17 protein-coding genes are annotated in these 17684 nt (G+C 61.4%); 15 read left to right on the forward strand and 2 right to left on the reverse strand.

The window, feature by feature from the left end; genetic code table 11:
- Complete coding sequence (locus QU606_RS03175; protein WP_024077712.1) at positions 1 to 768, forward strand: TerB family tellurite resistance protein; 768 nt, start codon at positions 1 to 3, stop codon at positions 766 to 768.
- A gap of 141 nt (positions 769 to 909) precedes the next feature.
- Here the strand turns inward: QU606_RS03175 and QU606_RS03180 are convergent, their stop codons facing one another.
- Positions 910 to 1884, reverse strand: a complete 975-nt coding sequence (locus tag QU606_RS03180) for an alpha/beta hydrolase family protein (protein ID WP_069077170.1) — start codon at positions 1882 to 1884, stop codon at positions 910 to 912.
- A gap of 77 nt (positions 1885 to 1961) precedes the next feature.
- Between QU606_RS03180 and QU606_RS03185 the strand changes: the two genes are divergently transcribed.
- The 14 genes from QU606_RS03185 to QU606_RS03250 all read left to right on the forward strand — a co-directional run bounded on the left by QU606_RS03185 (position 1962) and on the right by QU606_RS03250 (position 17018).
- Positions 1962 to 3956 carry a sensor histidine kinase gene (locus QU606_RS03185; protein WP_069077171.1) on the forward strand — a complete coding sequence of 665 codons (1995 nt, stop codon included), beginning with the start codon at positions 1962 to 1964 and terminating at the stop codon, positions 3954 to 3956.
- An 18-nt stretch (positions 3957 to 3974) separates the two neighbouring features.
- Entirely contained in the window at positions 3975 to 4604 is a 630-nt protein-coding gene (locus QU606_RS03190) for a response regulator transcription factor (RefSeq protein WP_024077709.1), read from the forward strand.
- A gap of 226 nt (positions 4605 to 4830) precedes the next feature.
- Positions 4831 to 5943 carry an ABC transporter ATP-binding protein gene (locus tag QU606_RS03195; RefSeq protein ID WP_024077708.1) on the forward strand — a complete coding sequence of 371 codons (1113 nt, stop codon included), beginning with the start codon at positions 4831 to 4833 and terminating at the stop codon, positions 5941 to 5943.
- Between the two features lie 44 nt (positions 5944 to 5987).
- On the forward strand, positions 5988 to 7028 hold the full coding sequence (locus QU606_RS03200; RefSeq protein WP_024077707.1) for an ABC transporter substrate-binding protein: 1041 nt from the start codon (positions 5988 to 5990) through the stop codon (positions 7026 to 7028).
- 160 nt (positions 7029 to 7188) lie between these two features.
- On the forward strand, positions 7189 to 8436 hold the full coding sequence (locus tag QU606_RS03205; RefSeq protein WP_024077706.1) for an ABC transporter permease: 1248 nt from the start codon (positions 7189 to 7191) through the stop codon (positions 8434 to 8436).
- A 12-nt stretch (positions 8437 to 8448) separates the two neighbouring features.
- Positions 8449 to 9273, forward strand: a complete 825-nt coding sequence (locus QU606_RS03210) for an ABC transporter permease (RefSeq protein ID WP_024077705.1) — start codon at positions 8449 to 8451, stop codon at positions 9271 to 9273.
- Positions 9274 to 9410: 137 nt separating this feature from the next.
- On the forward strand, positions 9411 to 10559 hold the full coding sequence (locus QU606_RS03215) for an iron-containing alcohol dehydrogenase (RefSeq protein ID WP_024077704.1): 1149 nt from the start codon (positions 9411 to 9413) through the stop codon (positions 10557 to 10559).
- 84 nt (positions 10560 to 10643) lie between these two features.
- Complete coding sequence (gene rpe, locus QU606_RS03220; protein WP_024077703.1) at positions 10644 to 11318, forward strand: ribulose-phosphate 3-epimerase; 675 nt, start codon at positions 10644 to 10646, stop codon at positions 11316 to 11318.
- Complete coding sequence (locus QU606_RS03225; protein ID WP_024077702.1) at positions 11315 to 12133, forward strand: phosphoglycolate phosphatase; 819 nt, start codon at positions 11315 to 11317, stop codon at positions 12131 to 12133. The genes rpe and QU606_RS03225 overlap by 4 nt, the downstream gene beginning before the upstream one ends.
- A 70-nt stretch (positions 12134 to 12203) precedes the next feature.
- Positions 12204 to 13685 carry an anthranilate synthase component I gene (gene trpE, locus QU606_RS03230; RefSeq protein ID WP_024077701.1) on the forward strand — a complete coding sequence of 494 codons (1482 nt, stop codon included), beginning with the start codon at positions 12204 to 12206 and terminating at the stop codon, positions 13683 to 13685.
- Between the two features lie 9 nt (positions 13686 to 13694).
- Complete coding sequence (locus QU606_RS03235; protein ID WP_024077700.1) at positions 13695 to 14288, forward strand: aminodeoxychorismate/anthranilate synthase component II; 594 nt, start codon at positions 13695 to 13697, stop codon at positions 14286 to 14288.
- A 9-nt stretch (positions 14289 to 14297) separates the two neighbouring features.
- A complete protein-coding gene (gene trpD, locus QU606_RS03240; protein ID WP_024077699.1) occupies positions 14298 to 15347 on the forward strand; it encodes an anthranilate phosphoribosyltransferase in 1050 nt (349 codons plus the stop codon).
- The gene (trpC, locus tag QU606_RS03245; RefSeq protein WP_024077698.1) at positions 15344 to 16180 is read left to right on the forward strand and encodes an indole-3-glycerol phosphate synthase TrpC; all 837 of its coding nucleotides are present in this window, start codon (positions 15344 to 15346) and stop codon (positions 16178 to 16180) included. Before trpD ends, trpC begins: the two co-directional genes overlap by 4 nt.
- A gap of 142 nt (positions 16181 to 16322) precedes the next feature.
- Entirely contained in the window at positions 16323 to 17018 is a 696-nt protein-coding gene (locus QU606_RS03250) for a lipoate--protein ligase family protein (protein WP_304998111.1), read from the forward strand.
- Here the strand turns inward: QU606_RS03250 and crp are convergent.
- Positions 17015 to 17659 (reverse strand): cAMP-activated global transcriptional regulator CRP, encoded by a 645-nt coding sequence (gene crp, locus QU606_RS03255; RefSeq protein ID WP_024077696.1) that lies wholly within the window; start codon positions 17657 to 17659, stop codon positions 17015 to 17017. The two genes, QU606_RS03250 and crp, sit on opposite strands and share 4 nt — an antisense overlap.
- Positions 17660 to 17684: the final 25 nt, after the last annotated feature.

The following is a 17684-nucleotide window of genomic DNA, read 5'->3' on the forward strand; positions in this document are numbered from 1 at the left end:
ATGTTGTGGCCAGGGACGCTGATCGGCGCCGGGGCTGGCTTTGCCATTGCCAGTATTCCGGGGGCCTTGTTGGGCGCATTACTGGGGCAGGCGCTGGACCGCCGCCTGCAACTGCAAAGCTGGGCACAATTGCGCGAGCGCCTGGGCGGTCGCCCGGCGTTGCGCAATGACGAACTGCTGTTTGTGCTGTTGGGGCGCCTGGCCAAGAGCAATGGTCGGGTGGTAGATGGGCATATCCAGCAGGCACGGCAGGAAATGCGTTCACTGGACATGAGCGAGCCGGCCCAACGCCGAGCGATCATGGCCTTCAATCGTGGCAAGTCGGGTTCTGATCGGGTGCGCACCTACTTGCGCCTCCTCAAGGCGCAGCCCCATGCGGCGGAGGGTGTGTTACGGGCTTGCTGGCGCATGGCCTGGGCGGACGGCAAGGCGGATGATGCCGAGCGCGACCTGATCGAGCAGTGGGGCAAGTGGCTGGGGTGGACGCCGCAACAGCTCCAGGCGCTGGCGTCTGACTACGCGCCGGAACGTAAACCGCTGGCTAGCCGCAGTGGCGCCTATCAGGAGGCGTTGCGGATTCTGGGGGTGACTTCCACTACCGAGCCATCGGTGATCAAGCGTGCCTACCGTCGTCTGCTCAGTCGTCACCACCCGGACAAGATCGCCGGCAGCGGTGCCAGCCCCGCGCAAGTGCGTGAGGCCACCGAGCGCACCCGTGAATTGCATAACGCGTATGCGTTGATTCGCGAGCGCCGGGATTTTCGTTAGCTGCCGGTATTTGCGGGGGGTAACCACAACCCGATGTGGGAGGGGGCTTGCCCCCGATGAGGGAGTGTCAGTAGATGCATCGATGGCTGACCCACCGCAATCGGGGGCAAGCCCCCTCCCACATTGCTGTTGTGCTGATCCTCAGTCAGTGCTGGCCTGCGGGCTCAACCAGCCGCGAATCCGGCGATACAACTGTTCCTGCTCGGCGGCGCTGTTGCCAGGCAGCGTCTTGAGCGACACCTGCTTATAGCTGTCATTCTTCGAACGCTTGGCCGCCTGGCTACGCTCCTGCGCGTTTTTGCGTTCTTGGGCGCTGTCTTGATAAAAGACATCCGCCGTCGGCACTTTCAAGCCTGGGGCCAGTTGTTGCAGGTCCGGCTGGCGAGCTGCCGGGGTCTTGCCGGCGACCATGACCAGCTTTTGCACTTGAGCCGGTTGTTTTTCGCTCAGGTAGCGCGCTGCCCACCAAGCGCCGGTGCCATGCCCGAGCAGTGCAACGCTGCGCGCGCCTTGGGTCTGGGCGAAGGCGACCGCAGCGTCGATGCGGTCGAAGATGCGCTTGGTGTCAGTCTTCTCCTGTTCATCCGCGCCTGGCACCACTGCCGGATCGGTTCCTTCGGCTTCGGCACTGGCGGCCTGTTCAATGGGTTTGGCGGCCGTGCTGCCTTCTTTGCTGCTGGTGTCGACGGTCGCCTTGGGCGCTTCGATCACTCGGGGCGGCAGGGTATCCATGTTGACGTCCGGCAGCGACAGGCTGAGGGTGCCCCAGTTGGCGTCGGGCAATTTACGTCGCAATGGTGCGATTGCTTGCGGCCAGTCAGCACTTTCCCCGGCGCCCGGTACGATAATCACCACACCTTCGGGTTCGGCGCTGTTGGCCGGTTTCCACAAGGCCAGGAATGAATCGCTGCCGGCCTGTAGCTGTTGCTGTTCGGCGCGTGGTATTTGCCGTTCCAGGGCGCTGGCTTCTTCCTGGCTACGCTCAGGCAAGGGTTGGCGTTCAGCCGGTTTTTCGGCTGGTGGCGCAGGCGCATCGGCGGCCTGGACAGAAAAGGCGCTGGTAAATAGCAGCGACAGGCACAATGCTGGCAGTGCCGAACGGTGGAGATGGGGCATCGTTATTTCCCGGCCAGAAGTGATTCCGGCAGCCTAATGGGTTGGTCAGTATTTGTCAGTGATGTGAGACGTGGATCATGGGTTTTCGCTGTCTGCTGGTTATCGGCTGTTTGTGCTTTGCCTTGATGGCGGGAGCTGCACCTGCCCCTGTCGTACCGCAAGCGCAGCTCGATGCGCAGCAACGTCAATGGTTGGCCGGCCACCCGGAGTTGCGGGTGGGCCTGGTATTACAGGCACCGTATGCGCAATACGATCGGCGCCTGCAGCGTTTGTCCGGGGCCAATGTCGAGTTGATGCAATGGCTGGCCAAGGCGCTGAATATTGAACTGTTGTGGCGTAACTTCCCGACGCAGGAACAACTGGAAGACGCCGTGCGTGACGGGGAGGTCGATATCGCCCCCGGCTTGCAACAGACCCCGGCCGGTTTGCGCCTGTGGTTGTTCACTGACCCGTATATGCGCGTGCCCCAGCACATTGTCGGTATCCGAGAGGGCGGCGGCGCGGTCGACCTGGAAAAGCTCGACGACCGCTCGCGCGTTGCGGTGCGCATGCCCAGCGCGGTGGCCGATTACCTGCGCAGCACTTATCCCAGCCTCAACCTGCAAGGCGTGCCCATGGAGCGCCAGGCCTTGCAGTTGCTGGTGAGCCAGCAGGCGCGTTATGCCGTGGTGGACGAAGCCCAGTTGAGCCGATTGTCCGGTGAAGCGGAATTCGCCGGGCTGGCCGTGGTGGGGGACATCGGCCTGCCGCAGTTGCTGCGGGTGGCGACCCGCCGCGAATGGCCGGAACTGGCGGGCATCATGCAAAGCGCCCTGCGTGCCATCCCCGCCCGCGATCTCGACCAATTACACACCCGTTGGCTGCAACCCAAGTACCCACGGCTGTCAGAGTCGCCGGGCTTGTGGCAGAACCTCAGCCTGCTGCTGGGCCTGTTGCTGCTCGCCTGCCTGGCGGTGGTGTTTTGGCAGCGGCGTCATCAGCGCGTGCTCGAACACAGTCTGCTGGCCGCCCGCGAGGAAAGTGCAGCGCGCGCCGCGGGTGCCGAAGCGCTGCGGCTGACGCAATTCTCCATCGATCAAAGCACCGTCGGCATCCTCTGGGTCAACTGGGACAGCCATGTGCGCTACGCCAACCGGGCGGCCGAAACCATGCTGGGCTATGGTCCCGGCGCCTTGATCGAGCGACCCTTGGTTGATTTTGACCCGAGCCTGGACATGGACCGCTGGCTGAACCTGTGGAAACGCGCACGCGCCAGCGAAGAGGGGCCGCAGAACTTCGCCACCGATTGCTTGCGTGCCGATGGCAGTGTCTTGCCCGCCGATGTGTCCTTGAGCTTCCTGCGTTTTGCCGAGGGCGAATACCTGGTGGTCTACCTCAATGACGTCACCGAACGACGCCGCTACGTGGCCGCGCTGCTGCAAAGTGAAGCGCAATTGCGTGAACTGTCGGCCCACCTGGAAACCGTGCGCGAAGAAGAAAAGGCCCGTATCGCCCGCGAAGTGCATGACGAGCTCGGACAAATGCTCACGGTGCTGAAGCTGGAAACCTCGATGTGCGAGCTGGCCTACGCGCAACTCGACCCAGGGTTGAATGAGCGGCTCAACAGCATGAAGCGCCTGATCGCCCAGTTGTTCCAACTGGTTCGCGATGTGGCCACGGCGCTGCGCCCGCCGATTCTGGATGCGGGGATTGCCTCTGCCATCGAGTGGCAGGCGCGGCGCTTCGAAGCGCGCACGCAGATCCCGTGCCTGGTGCAGGTTCCGGAAAACCTGCCGCTGCTGAGCGATGCCAAGGCTATTGGCCTGTTTCGCATTCTCCAGGAGGCGCTGACCAATGTGATGCGCCATGCCCAGGCGCATACTGTGGAGCTGACCTTGACGGTGGAAGGCAAACACCTGCGGCTGACTATCAGCGACGATGGTGTCGGCTTCGTCCAGGCCCAGGGGCGGCCGGTGTCGTTTGGCCTGGTTGGCATGCGCGAACGGGTGTTGATCATGGGCGGGCAATTGACCCTGGACAGCGAGTTGGGAGAGGGCACGACCCTGAGTGTCACGGTGCCGTTGGATGCATAACGATAAGAGGAAACCCCTGTGATCCGTGTACTGGTAGCCGAAGACCACACCATCGTGCGTGAAGGCATCAAGCAATTGATCGGCCTGGCCAAAGACCTGCTGGTGGTGGGCGAGGCAAGCAATGGCGAGCAATTGCTGGAGACCTTGCGTCATGTGCCTTGCGAAGTGGTGCTGCTGGACATCTCCATGCCCGGGGTCAATGGGCTGGAAGCCATCGCGCGCATTCGTGCACTGAACAACCCGCCGGCGATCCTGGTGCTATCGATGCACGATGAAGCGCAAATGGCCGCCCGTGCCTTGAAGGTGGGTGCGGCCGGTTATGCCACCAAGGACAGCGACCCGGCACTGCTGTTGATGGCGATTCGCAAGGTCGCGGCCGGTGGTCGTTATATTGACCCGGACCTGGCGGACCGTATGGTATTCGAGGTCGGCCTGACCGATTCGCGGCCCTTGCACTCATTGCTCTCGGAGCGCGAGTTCTCGGTATTCGAACGCCTGGCCCAGGGCGCCAACGTCAATGATATTGCCCAGCAGTTGGCGCTGAGCAGCAAGACCATCAGCACCCACAAGGCGCGCTTGATGCAAAAGCTCAATATCACCTCCCTGGCCGAACTGGTGAAGTACGCCATGGAGCACAAGCTCCTGTAGCGACATATCTATTTGCGACACCCCGCAAACCGGCACGGCCCCCATTCTCGCCGCTTGCGGCGCTCCACCTGGCGCGGCACTGTCCAGTACACGCCATGGGTGTAGGGCGTTCCCTACCCCCAACCGTCCATCCTGCTGATGTGATTCTCTCCTGGCCCCCGATTTCCGGGGCCTCGCCCCTGGACTACGCTTGTGCCACAGCAGTCCAAAATACAAAGGTGCGGGTATGAGCGAGGTGGATTCAAATGATGTGCTGGTCAGCTTTCGTGGCGTGCAGAAGAGCTACGACGGCGAGAACCTGATCGTCAAAGACCTCAACCTGGAGATTCGCAAGGGCGAGTTCCTCACCTTGCTCGGGCCATCCGGTTCAGGCAAGACCACCAGCCTGATGATGCTGGCGGGTTTCGAAACGCCGACCGCCGGTGAAATCCAGCTGGCCGGGCGCTCGATCAACAACGTGCCGCCGCACAAGCGCGATATCGGCATGGTGTTCCAGAACTACGCGTTGTTCCCGCACATGACGGTGGCCGAGAACCTGGCGTTCCCCCTGTCGGTACGTGGTTTGAGCAAGACCGATATCAGCGAGCGGGTCAAACGCGTGCTGAGCATGGTCCAGCTCGACGCCTTCGCCCAGCGCTATCCGGCGCAACTCTCCGGCGGCCAGCAACAGCGCGTGGCGTTGGCCCGGGCGCTGGTGTTCGAACCGCAACTGGTGCTGATGGACGAACCCCTCGGCGCCCTCGACAAGCAATTGCGCGAACACATGCAGATGGAGATCAAGCACCTGCACCAGCGCCTCGGCGTGACGGTGGTGTACGTGACCCACGACCAGGGCGAAGCCTTGACCATGTCGGACCGGGTGGCGGTGTTCCACCAGGGCGAGATCCAGCAGATCGCCGCGCCGCGCACCTTGTATGAAGAACCGAAGAACACCTTCGTCGCCAACTTTATCGGCGAAAACAACCGCCTCAATGGTCGCTTGCATAGCCACAGCGGCGACCGCTGCGTGGTGGAGCTGGCGCGGGGCGAGAAAGTCGAGGCGCTGGCGGTGAATGTCGGCCAGGTCGGCGGCCCGGTAACGCTGTCGGTACGACCTGAGCGCGTCAGCCTCAATGGCTCCAGTGAAAGCTGCATCAACCGTTTCTCGGGGCGAGTGGCGGAATTCATTTACCTGGGCGACCACGTGCGTGTGCGTCTGGAAGTCTGCGGCATGAGCGATTTTTTTGTGAAACAACCGATCGCCGAGCTGGATCCGGCCCTGGCGGTCGGCGACGTGGTACCGATTGGCTGGCAAGTCGAGCACGTTCGCGCGCTCGACCCACTTCTAGAGGCGAAATAATCGCCCCCATGGCTTCACCAACCCTGCACGTGGAGAGAACAACAATGTTGAGATCCCTGAAATATTCCGTCCTGGCTTTGAGCTTGATGGGCGCGACACAGGCCATGGCAGGCCCGGACCTGACGGTCGTGTCCTTCGGTGGCGCGAACAAGGCTGCACAGGTCAAGGCCTTCTATGCACCGTGGGAAAGCGCGGGCAACGGCAAGATCGTCGCCGGTGAATACAACGGTGAAATGGCCAAGGTCAAGGCCATGGTTGACACCAAGAGCGTGTCCTGGGACCTGGTGGAAGTAGAGTCGCCGGAACTGTCCCGTGGTTGCGACGAGGACATGTTCGAGCCGCTGGACCCGAAATTGTTCGGCAACACCGCGGATTACGTGAAGGGCGCGATCCAGCCTTGTGGCGTGGGCTTCTTCGTGTGGTCCACGGTGCTGGCCTACAACGCCGACAAGCTGACCAGCGCGCCGACCAGTTGGGCGGATTTCTGGGACACCAAGAAATTCCCAGGCAAGCGCGGTCTGCGTAAGGGGGCCAAGTACACCCTCGAATTCGCCTTGATGGCTGACGGCGTCGCGCCGAAGGATGTCTACAAAGTACTGGCCGGCAAAGATGGCCAGGACCGTGCGTTCAAGAAGCTCGATGAACTCAAGCCGTCGATCCAATGGTGGGAAGCCGGCGCACAACCGCCGCAGTACCTCGCCTCGGGTGACGTGGTGATGAGCTCGGCCTACAACGGCCGTATCGCGGCCGTACAGAAAGAGAGCAACCTCAAAGTGGTCTGGAACGGCGGCATCTACGACTTCGATGCCTGGGCCATTCCAAAAGGCCTGGCCAAGGATCGCGCAGACGCGGCGAAGAAATTCATCGCCTTCTCCGTGCAGCCGCAGCAGCAGAAGATCTACTCGGAAAACATCGCCTACGGCCCGGCCAACACCCAAGCCGTACCGTTGCTGGCCAAGGATGTGTTGAAAGACATGCCGACTACGCCAGAGAACATCGCCAACCAGGTGCAGATCGATGTGAGCTTCTGGGCGGATAACGGCGAGCAGTTGGAGCAGCGCTTCAACTCCTGGGCTGCCAAGTAACACCGCATAACCCTGTGGGAGGGGGGCTTGCCCCCGATGACGGCGGCCCAGTCGATACCTGTGTTGACTGAAACTCTGCCATCGGGGGCTAGCCCCCCCTCCCACAAGGGATTTCCCGCGTGTGAAAGATTGCATTCATTTTCAAGTTTCGGAGTCAGCCATGGCCATCGCCGTTCCCTCGAACGAGGTCAACAGCCCCACCCTCAAGCAGCGCCTGGCGCGTGCCGAACGGCTCAATCGCTGGAAGGCCCAGGCCTTGATTGCACCGCTGGTGCTGTTTTTGCTGCTGGTGTTCCTGGTGCCGATCGTTGCGCTGCTCTACAAAAGCGTGGGTAACCCTGAAGTGGTGGGTGGTTTGCCGCGCACCGTGGTGGCGGTGAAGACCTGGGACGGTCGTGGCCTGCCGGGCGAGCCGGTGTACCAGGCGCTGAGCGAAGACCTGGGCGAAGCCCGCAAAAACCAGACCCTGGGCGATCTGTCGAAACGTTTGAACATGGAATTGGCCGGCTACCGCAGCCTGCTGACCAAAACCGCACGGGCGCTGCCGTTTACCGAAGCCCCGGCCTCTTATAAAGAAGCGTTGGAAAGCCTCGATGAACGCTGGGGCGACCCGGCGTACTGGCAGGCGATCCGGCGTAATACCAGCAGCCTGACCCCGTACTACCTGCTGGCGGCCGTCGATCATCGCATCGATGACCTCGGCGAAGTGGCCCCGGCCACCCCCGACCAGGCGATCTACCTGGATATTTTCGCCCGTACCTTCTGGATGGGCCTGGTGATCACTTTCGTCTGCCTGCTGCTGGCCTATCCACTGGCGTACTTGCTGGCCAACCTGCCGGCGCGCAAAAGTAACCTGCTGATGATCCTGGTACTGCTGCCGTTCTGGACCTCGATCCTGGTGCGGGTGGCGGCGTGGATTGTGTTGCTGCAGTCCGGCGGCTTGATCAACAGCGCACTGATGGGCATGGGGCTGATCGATAAACCCATGGAACTGGTGTTCAACCGCACCGGGGTCTACATCTCCATGGTGCATATCCTGCTGCCGTTCATGATCTTGCCGATCTACAGCGTGATGAAGGGTATTTCACCGACTTATATGCGTGCGGCCATTTCCCTGGGCTGCCACCCGTTCACCAGCTTCTGGCGCGTCTACTTCCCGCAAACCTATGCCGGTGTGGGGGCGGGTTGCCTGCTGGTGTTCATCCTGGCGATTGGTTACTACATCACCCCGGCGCTGCTGGGCAGCCCGAACGACCAGATGGTCAGCTACTTCGTGGCCTTCTATACCAACACCAGTATCAACTGGGGCATGGCGACGGCGTTGGGTGGCTTACTGCTGCTGGCGACCGTGCTGCTGTACCTGATCTACAACCGGCTGGTGGGCGCCAGTCGCCTGCGCCTGAGCTGAGGAGACCTTGCGATGCTGAGCCCTTATATGTCACCGGTGGAACGGGTGTGGTTCTACAGCTTGCGGATACTCTGCGGCCTGATCCTGCTGTTCCTGATCCTGCCCGTGCTGGTGATCATCCCGCTGTCGTTCAACAGCGGCAGTTTCCTGGTGTACCCGTTGCAAGGCTTCTCGCTGCACTGGTACCAGGACTTTTTCGCCTCGGCGGAATGGATGCGCGCGCTGAAGAACAGCATCATCGTCGCGCCGGCGGCCACCGTGCTGGCCATGGTGTTCGGCACCCTGGCGGCGATTGGCCTGACCCGCGGGCATTTTCCCGGCAAGGCGCTGGTGATGGCCCTGGTGATTTCGCCGATGGTGGTGCCGGTGGTGATCATCGGTGTAGCGAGTTACCTGTTCTTTGCGCCGCTGGGCCTGGGTAACAGCTTCTTTTCGTTGATCGTGGTGCACGCCGTGTTGGGCGTGCCCTTTGTGATCATCACCGTGTCGGCGACGCTGCAGGGGTTCAACCATAACCTGGTGCGGGCGGCTGCCAGCCTGGGGGCTTCGCCGCTGACCGCGTTTCGTCGGGTGACCTTGCCACTGATCGCGCCGGGAGTGATTTCCGGAGCGCTGTTTGCCTTCGCGACGTCGTTCGATGAAGTGGTGGTGACGCTGTTCCTGGCCGGCCCGGAGCAGGCGACCTTGCCTCGGCAGATGTTCAGCGGTATCCGTGAGAACCTCAGCCCGACGATTGCCGCCGCGGCGACCTTGCTGATTGCGTTCTCGGTGTTGCTGTTGCTGACCCTGGAATGGCTGCGCGGGCGTAGCGAGAAGTTGCGCACCGCACAGGTCTGAAGCCCACGCAGATCACAGTGTGGGAGGGGGAAAGCCCCTCCCGCATGGGACTGTGACCATTCAGCAGTTGAATGGAAGACAACCTGTTTCGATCAGTTACTCTTGTGCTAGCCCACAATCGACAAGAGGCCGCGCACATGAGTACTTCCTCATTCAAGATCGCCCACAAACTACTGACCGGTGCTGGCGCCATCGAGCAACTGGCTACCGAGCTCACGCGGCTGGATATCGACAACCCGCTGATCGTCACCGACGCCGCGCTGGTCAAGTCGGGCACCGTGGCCCTGGCGATTGAGCATTTGGGCGATCGCACCTACGAAATCTTCGACCGCGTGCTGCCCGACCCGGAAGTCGCCATCGTCGAAGATTGCATGCGCGTGTACCGCGAGGGTGGCCATGACGGCTTGATCGGCCTGGGCGGCGGCAGTGCGATCGATATCGCCAAGAGCGTGGCGGCGTACGCGGGTTACCACGGCGCCCTGGCGGACTTGTTCGGGGTCGACCAGGTGCCGCGCAAGGGGCCGCCGCTGATCGCCATTCCCACCACGGCCGGTACCGGTTCTGAAGTGACCAATGTGGCGATTCTTTCCGACAAGGTCGCGCAATTGAAAAAAGGCATCGTCAGCGACTTCCTGTTGCCGGATGTCGCGCTGATCAGCCCGCAAATGACCCTGACCTGCCCACGCAGCGTCACCGCCGCCAGTGGCGTGGATGCACTGGTGCATGCGATTGAGGCCTACCTGTCGCTGAATGCCTCGCCGATCACCGATGCGCTGGCCATTGGCGCAATCAAGCTGATCGCCAAGGCGCTGCCCAAGGCCTACGCGAACCCGGCCAACCTGCAGGCCCGCGACGATATGGCCACCGCCAGCCTGATGGCCGGGATGGCATTCGGGAATGCCGGTGTGGGCGCGGTGCATGCGCTGGCGTACCCGTTGGGCGGGCGCTTCAACATCGCCCACGGCGTGAGTAATGCGCTGTTGCTGCCGTATGTGATGCATTGGAACAAGCTGGCGTGTGTCGAGCGCATGCAGGACATCGCCGTGGCCATGGGCGTTAACGTCAGCGGCCTGAGTGTCAACGATGCCGCCGACCAGGCGGTCGATGCGATGACGCGACTGTGTGCCGCAGTGGAGATCCCGTCGGGCCTGCGCAGTTTTGGGGTTCCCGAGGACGCAATCCCGGCCATGGCCTGCGAAGCGGCGGGCATTGAGCGGCTGATGCGCAATAATCCGCGCAAGCTCAGCCCGGCGGATATCGAGAAAATCTATCGAGCGGCCTATTAGCCGTTGAGTTAGGTCACGGTGCGCAGGGCAAAGCATGAGGTATACAATGCGCGCCATCGTGATTTAGCTCAAAAAAGGTGCGTCATGCAGCCCTTCGTTATCGCTCCATCGATTCTCTCTGCCGATTTCGCCCGCCTGGGTGAAGAAGTGGACAAGGTGTTGGCCGCCGGTGCCGACTTCGTGCACTTCGATGTCATGGACAACCACTACGTGCCCAACCTGACCATCGGGCCGATGGTCTGCGCCGCGTTGCGCAAGTACGGGATCACCGCGCCGATCGATGCGCACCTGATGGTCAGCCCGGTGGACCGTATCATCGGTGACTTCGTTGACGCCGGAGCAACCTACATCACCTTCCACCCGGAAGCTTCGCTGCATGTCGATCGCACCCTGCAACTGATCCGCGAGGGCGGCTGCAAGGCGGGCCTGGTGTTCAACCCGGCCACCCCGCTGGATGTGCTCAAGTACGTGATGGACAAGGTCGACATGGTCTTGCTGATGAGCGTCAACCCAGGCTTCGGCGGGCAGAAGTTCATTCCTGGCACCCTCGACAAGCTGCGCGAAGCCCGTGCGCTGATCGATGCCTCGGGCCGTGACATCCGCCTGGAAATCGACGGCGGGGTCAACGTCAACAATATTCGCGAAATCGCCGCCGCCGGTGCCGATACCTTCGTGGCCGGCTCGGCGATCTTCAATGCCCCGGATTATCAGGAAGTGATCGCCAAGATGCGTGCCGAACTGGCGCTGGCGCGTCCATGAGCGGCTTTGAGCAGTTATTCCCCGGCAAACTGCCACGGCTGGTGATGTTCGATCTGGACGGTACGTTGATCGATTCGGTGCCCGACCTGGCGGCGGCGGTGGACGAGATGCTGCTCAAGCTGGGGCGCAAGCCGGTGGGGATCGACTCGGTGCGTGAATGGGTCGGCAACGGTGCGCAGATGCTGGTGCGCCGGGCCCTGGCCAATCATATCGACGCCGAAGGTGTGGATGATGTCGAGGCCGAGCATGCACTGGAGTTGTTCAACACTGCCTATGAGGACGGTCACGAACTCACGGTGGTATACCCCGGCGTGCGCGACACGCTCAAATGGCTGAGCAAGCAGGGCGTGGAAATGGCCCTGATCACCAACAAGCCGGAGCGCTTCGTCGCGCCGTTGCTGGACCAGATGAAAATCGGCCGGTATTTCCGCTGGATCATCGGTGGCGATACCTTGCCGCAGAAGAAACCCGACCCGGCGGCGCTGTTTTTTGTGATGAAAATGGCCAATATCCCGGCGTCGCAGTCGTTGTTTGTCGGCGATTCGCGCAGTGATGTGCTGGCGGCAAAAGCGGCGGGGGTGCAGTGCGTGGCCTTGAGTTACGGCTACAACCATGGTCGGCCGATCGCCGAAGAGTCGCCGTCGTTGGTGATTGATGACCTGCGACTGCTAATCCCCGGTTGCTTGGGAGCTGGCGCTGAGATAACGTTGCCCGATACCGATCCGTCCCCTTCTGGAAATTCCATCGTGGTGGTCACTCGCAAACTCTGGATGAAAGTTATCAAGGCCCTGGCCCGCTGGCGTTGGCGCGCCTGACTGATCCTGGCCGCGCCCTGCGGCACGTTTGCATACCTGACTGTTAGACCCTCATGCCACGAGGCACACCATGATCCGCGAAGAATTCCTGCGTTTGGCCGCTGCCGGCTATAACCGTATTCCCCTGGCCTGCGAAACCCTGGCCGACTTCGACACACCGCTGTCGATCTACCTGAAGCTGGCCGACGAGCCCAACTCCTACCTGCTGGAGTCGGTACAGGGCGGTGAGAAGTGGGGCCGTTACTCGATCATCGGCCTGCCGTGCCGCACCGTACTGCGGGTGCATGACCATCATGTGAGCATTACCCATGATGGCGTCGAGATCGAAAGCCACGATGTCGAAGACCCGCTGGCCTTCGTCGAAACCTTCAAGGCGCGCTACAACGTGCCGACCATCCCTGGCCTGCCACGTTTCAATGGCGGCCTGGTGGGGTATTTCGGCTACGACTGTGTTCGTTATGTGGAAAAACGCCTGGGCAAATGCCCGAATCCGGACCCATTGGGCGTGCCGGACATTCTGCTGATGGTCTCCGATGCGGTGGTGGTGTTCGATAACCTCGCCGGCAAGATGCATGCGATCGTGCTCGCCGACCCATCCCAGGCCAACGCTTTCGAGCAGGGCCTGGCCAGCCTCGAAGCCTTGCTGGAAAAACTGCGCCAGCCGATCACCCCGCGTCGCGGCCTGGACCTCAGCCGTCCACCGGCGGCCGACCCGGTGTTCCGCTCCAGCTTTACCCAGGATGATTACGAACGCGCCGTCGATACCATCAAGGAATACATCCTCGCCGGTGACTGCATGCAGGTAGTGCCGTCGCAACGCATGTCCATCGACTTCAAGGCCGCGCCGATCGATCTGTACCGAGCGCTGCGCTGCTTCAACCCGACGCCTTACATGTATTTCTTCAACTTCGGTGACTTCCACGTGGTGGGCAGTTCGCCAGAAGTGCTGGTGCGCGTTGAAGACAACCTGATCACCGTGCGCCCGATCGCCGGTACACGCCCGCGTGGCGCGACCGAAGAAGCGGATTTGGCGCTCGAGGAAGACCTGCTCAGCGACGATAAGGAAATCGCCGAACACCTGATGCTGATCGACCTGGGCCGCAACGACACGGGGCGTGTCTCGGAAATCGGTTCGGTGAAGCTCACCGAGAAAATGGTCATCGAGCGTTATTCCAACGTGATGCATATCGTCTCCAACGTCACCGGGGAATTGAAAGCCGGCTTGACCGCGATGGACGCGCTGCGGGCGATTCTGCCGGCCGGTACCTTGTCGGGCGCGCCGAAGATTCGTGCGATGGAAATCATCGATGAGCTGGAACCGGTCAAGCGTGGCGTCTACGGTGGCGCCGTGGGGTATTTCGCCTGGAACGGCAACATGGACACCGCCATCGCGATTCGCACGGCCGTGATCAAGGACGGGGAGCTGCATGTGCAGGCCGGTGGCGGGATTGTCGCCGACTCGGTGCCGGCCCTCGAATGGGAAGAAACCCTGAACAAGCGCCGCGCGATGTTCCGCGCCGTAGCGCTGGCTGAACAGACCCCCAATTCTTGAGGTTTCCCCATGTTACTGATGATTGATAACTACGACTCCTTTACCTACAACGTTGTGCAGTACCTGGGGGAGTTGGGTGCCGAGGTCAAAGTGGTTCGCAATGACGAACTGACCGTGGCCGAAATCGCCGCCCTGAACCCGGAGCGCATTGTGGTTTCGCCGGGCCCCTGCACGCCGACCGAGGCGGGTATTTCCCTCGAAGCCATCAAGTACTTCGCCGGCAAGCTGCCAATCCTGGGCGTATGCCTGGGCCATCAGTCCATCGGCCAGGCCTTTGGTGGTGACGTGGTGCGTGCGCGGCAGGTGATGCATGGCAAGACCAGCCCGGTGTTCCATAAAGACCTGGGCGTATTCCAGGCACTCAACAACCCGGTGACCGTGACCCGCTACCACTCGCTGGTGGTCAAGCGCGAAACCCTGCCAGAATGCCTGGAACTGACCGCCTGGACCCAACTGGAAGACGGCTCCGTCGACGAGATCATGGGCCTGCGCCACAAGACACTGAACATCGAAGGGGTGCAGTTTCACCCTGAGTCGATCCTGACCGAGCAGGGCTACGAGCTGTTCGCCAACTTTCTCAAGCAGAGCGGCGGCACGCGCTAAGGACTTTCCATGGATATCAAGACTGCCCTGAGCCGTATCGTCGGCCATCTGGACCTGAGCACCGCTGAAATGAGCGATGTGATGCGCGAAATCATGACCGGTCAATGCACCGACGCGCAGATCGGCGCGTTCATGATGGCGATGCGCATGAAGAGCGAGAGCATCGACGAAATCGTCGGCGCGGTATCGGTGATGCGCGAGCTGGCGGACAAGGTCGCGCTCAAGACCCTCGACGGTGTTGTCGATGTGGTCGGTACCGGCGGCGACGGTGCGAATATTTTCAACGTGTCGACGGCGGCTTCCTTTGTGGTCGCGGCGGCTGGCTGCACCGTGGCCAAGCACGGTAACCGTGCGGTATCGGGCAAAAGCGGCAGTGCCGACTTGCTGGAAGCGGCCGGCATCTACCTGAACCTGACGCCGGTACAAGTGGCACGCTGCATCGATAACGTCGGCATCGGCTTTATGTTTGCCCAGTCCCACCATGGGGCGATGAAACATGCGGCCGGCCCGCGCAAGGACATTGGCCTGCGTACCCTGTTCAACATGCTCGGCCCGCTTACGAATCCGGCCGGTGTGAAGCACCAGGTGGTGGGCGTGTTCAGCCAGGCGCTGTGCCGTCCATTGGCTGAAGTATTGCAACGCCTGGGCAGCAAGCATGTGCTGGTGGTGCATTCCAAGGATGGCCTGGACGAATTCAGCCTGGCGGCCCCGACCTTTGTGGCCGAACTGAAGAACGACCAGGTCACCGAATATTGGGTCGAGCCCGAAGACCTGGGCATGAAAAGCCAGAGCCTGCATGGCTTGGCGGTGGAAAGCCCGGCAGCTTCGCTGGAACTGATTCGCGATGCCTTGGGGCGTCGCAAGACCGAGAACGGCCAAAAAGCTGCAGAAATGATTGTTTTGAATGCTGGCGCGGCACTTTACGCGGCGGACCATGCCTATAGTCTTAAGGAGGGTGTGGCCTTGGCCCACGATGCGCTGCACACCGGTCTGGCTCGTGAAAAGCTCGAAGAGCTGGGAGCATTCACCGCAGTATTCAAGATGGAGAATGAAGGATGAGTGTCCCGACCGTTCTGGAAAAAATCCTGGCCCGCAAAGCTGAAGAAGTCGCCGTGCGCCGCGCACGCGTGAGCCTGGCCGAGCTGGAAAGCCAGGCGAAGGTCGCTGACGCACCGCGTGGTTTTGCCAACGCCTTGATCGCCCAGTCCAAGCAGAAGCAACCGGCGGTTATCGCTGAAATCAAGAAAGCCTCGCCGAGCAAAGGCGTCATCCGCGAAAACTTCGTACCGGCCGACATCGCCGTCAGCTACGAGAAGGGCGGGGCGACCTGTCTGTCCGTGCTCACCGATATCGACTTTTTCCAGGGCTCCGACGAGTTCTTGAAGCAAGCCCGTGCTGCGTGCAAGTTGCCGGTGATCCGCAAGGATTTCATGATCGACCCGTACCAGATTGTCGAAGCCCGAGCCCTGGGTGCTGACTGCGTGCTGCTGATCGTCTCCGCGCTGGACGACGTGAAGATGGCCGAGTTGGCGGCCGTGGCCAAAAGCGTTGGCCTGGATGTGCTGGTGGAAGTGCACGACGGCGATGAGTTGGAACGTGCACTCAAGACCCTCGACACACCGTTGGTGGGCGTTAACAACCGTAACCTGCACACTTTTGAAGTCAGCCTTGAAAACACCCTCGACCTGCTGCCGCGTATTCCACGCGACCGCCTGGTGATCACCGAGAGTGGCATCGTTAACCGCGCCGACGTGGAGCTGATGGAAATCAGCGGTGTGTACTCGTTCCTGGTGGGTGAGACCTTTATGCGTGCCGAGAACCCGGGGGCGGAACTGCAGCGTCTGTTCTTCCCGGAGCGTGGCGTGGCGGTCAGCGGTTCCACTCTCGATTGATTTGAAATGCGATCAACGTGTGGGAGGGGGCTTGCCCCCGATGGCGACGGTTCAGTTGGAGCATCCTTGACTGACACACCGCCATCGGGGCAAGCCCCCTCCCACATTTGGGTTTGTGTTTATTCAGATAGGTAGGTGCCCGTTGATCCAGCCAGTGTCGATGCTTGTTGAAGCAGGCCTTGCCGCCGAGCAAGCCTTGTTGACCGCTGTTTGCGCGGGTGAGCAGGAGTTTGGCCTGCTGTTCTGGCAGCCCAGTGATCAAGCCTTGGTGATGCCCCGACGTTTGAGTCGGCTGCCGGCGTTCGAAGCCGCCAGCCAAGTCTCAGCCGACGCCGGTTGGCCAGTGTTGCTGCGCGAAACCGGCGGCGAGCCGGTGCCGCAGTCCAACGCTACGGTCAATATCGCGCTGGTCTACGCGCCGCCACGCAGCGAAAGCGATCAGGCACGCATCGAAACCGGTTACCTGCGTTTATGTCGGCCGATCTGCGATTTATTGATCGAGTTGGGCGGCGATGCCTCCGTCGGAGAAATCGACGGCGCGTTCTGCGACGGTCGTTACAACGTCAACCTCAATGGGCGCAAGATGGTCGGTACTGCCCAGCGCTGGCGGCAAAGTGGTGGTCGCCCGGTGGGGTTGGTGCACGGCGCCTTGTTGCTGGAGAATGACCGCGATGAACTGATTGCGGCGGTTAATCGTTTCAATGAGGCCTGCGGTCTTGAACAGCGGGTGCGTGCCGACAGCCATATCGCGCTGCACGAAGCTTTCCCCGCGCCGGATGCGATCAGCCGGTTGGACACCTTGTATCGCCAGATGCTGGCCAGCTTCCTGCCGGGTTAACGGGTGCCGAACACCACCATCGTCTTGCCTTTGACGTGCACCAGGTTGCGTTCTTCCAGGTCCTTGAGCACGCGACCGACCATTTCCCGTGAACACCCGACAATGCGCCCGATCTCCTGGCGCGTGACTTTGATTTGCATGCCATCGGGGTGGGTCATGGCGTCAGGTTGTTTGCACAGCTCCAGCAGGCAGCGGGCTACCCGACCGGTGACGTCAAAGAACGCCAGGTCGCCGACCTTGCGTGTGGTGTCGCGCAGGCGTTGGGCAATCTGGCCGCTCAAGGCGTAGAGAATATCGGGGTCCTGCTGGGCCAATTCGCGAAATTTCGCGTAACTGATTTCGGCCACTTCGCATTCGATCTTGGTCCGTACCCAGGCGCTGCGTTCCTGCTCTTTGCCGGCTTGTTCAAACAGCCCCAGTTCGCCAAAGAAATCCCCGGTATTGAGGTAGGCGATGATCATTTCGCGGCCGTCTTCATCCTCGATCAGGATGGTGACCGAGCCCTTGATGATGAAGAACAGTGTTTCGGAACGCTCGCCTGCGCAGATGATGTTGTGCTTGGCCGGGTGACGTCGGCGCTGGCAGTGCATCAACAGCTTGTCGAGATTCTTGATCTTGGGTATGGGAGTAAGAGCAACCATGGTTGTATCCCGAAAAGGCGGCGCG

The organism is Pseudomonas sp. OVF7, assembly GCF_030644265.1.
Taxonomy (GTDB): domain Bacteria; phylum Pseudomonadota; class Gammaproteobacteria; order Pseudomonadales; family Pseudomonadaceae; genus Aquipseudomonas; species Aquipseudomonas gorinensis.

Coding starts and splice junctions, on each gene's coding strand:
- QU606_RS03175 (WP_024077712.1), top strand. CDS start 1: ATGTTGTGGCCAGGGACGCTGATCGGCGCCGGGGCTGGCTTTGCCATT.
- QU606_RS03180 (WP_069077170.1), bottom strand. CDS start 1,884: ATGCCCCATCTCCACCGTTCGGCACTGCCAGCATTGTGCCTGTCGCTG.
- QU606_RS03185 (WP_069077171.1), top strand. CDS start 1,962: ATGGGTTTTCGCTGTCTGCTGGTTATCGGCTGTTTGTGCTTTGCCTTG.
- QU606_RS03195 (WP_024077708.1), top strand. CDS start 4,831: ATGAGCGAGGTGGATTCAAATGATGTGCTGGTCAGCTTTCGTGGCGTG.
- QU606_RS03200 (WP_024077707.1), top strand. CDS start 5,988: ATGTTGAGATCCCTGAAATATTCCGTCCTGGCTTTGAGCTTGATGGGC.
- QU606_RS03205 (WP_024077706.1), top strand. CDS start 7,189: ATGGCCATCGCCGTTCCCTCGAACGAGGTCAACAGCCCCACCCTCAAG.
- QU606_RS03210 (WP_024077705.1), top strand. CDS start 8,449: ATGCTGAGCCCTTATATGTCACCGGTGGAACGGGTGTGGTTCTACAGC.
- QU606_RS03215 (WP_024077704.1), top strand. CDS start 9,411: ATGAGTACTTCCTCATTCAAGATCGCCCACAAACTACTGACCGGTGCT.
- rpe (WP_024077703.1), top strand. CDS start 10,644: ATGCAGCCCTTCGTTATCGCTCCATCGATTCTCTCTGCCGATTTCGCC.
- QU606_RS03225 (WP_024077702.1), top strand. CDS start 11,315: ATGAGCGGCTTTGAGCAGTTATTCCCCGGCAAACTGCCACGGCTGGTG.
- trpE (WP_024077701.1), top strand. CDS start 12,204: ATGATCCGCGAAGAATTCCTGCGTTTGGCCGCTGCCGGCTATAACCGT.
- QU606_RS03235 (WP_024077700.1), top strand. CDS start 13,695: ATGTTACTGATGATTGATAACTACGACTCCTTTACCTACAACGTTGTG.
- trpD (WP_024077699.1), top strand. CDS start 14,298: ATGGATATCAAGACTGCCCTGAGCCGTATCGTCGGCCATCTGGACCTG.
- trpC (WP_024077698.1), top strand. CDS start 15,344: ATGAGTGTCCCGACCGTTCTGGAAAAAATCCTGGCCCGCAAAGCTGAA.
- crp (WP_024077696.1), bottom strand. CDS start 17,659: ATGGTTGCTCTTACTCCCATACCCAAGATCAAGAATCTCGACAAGCTG.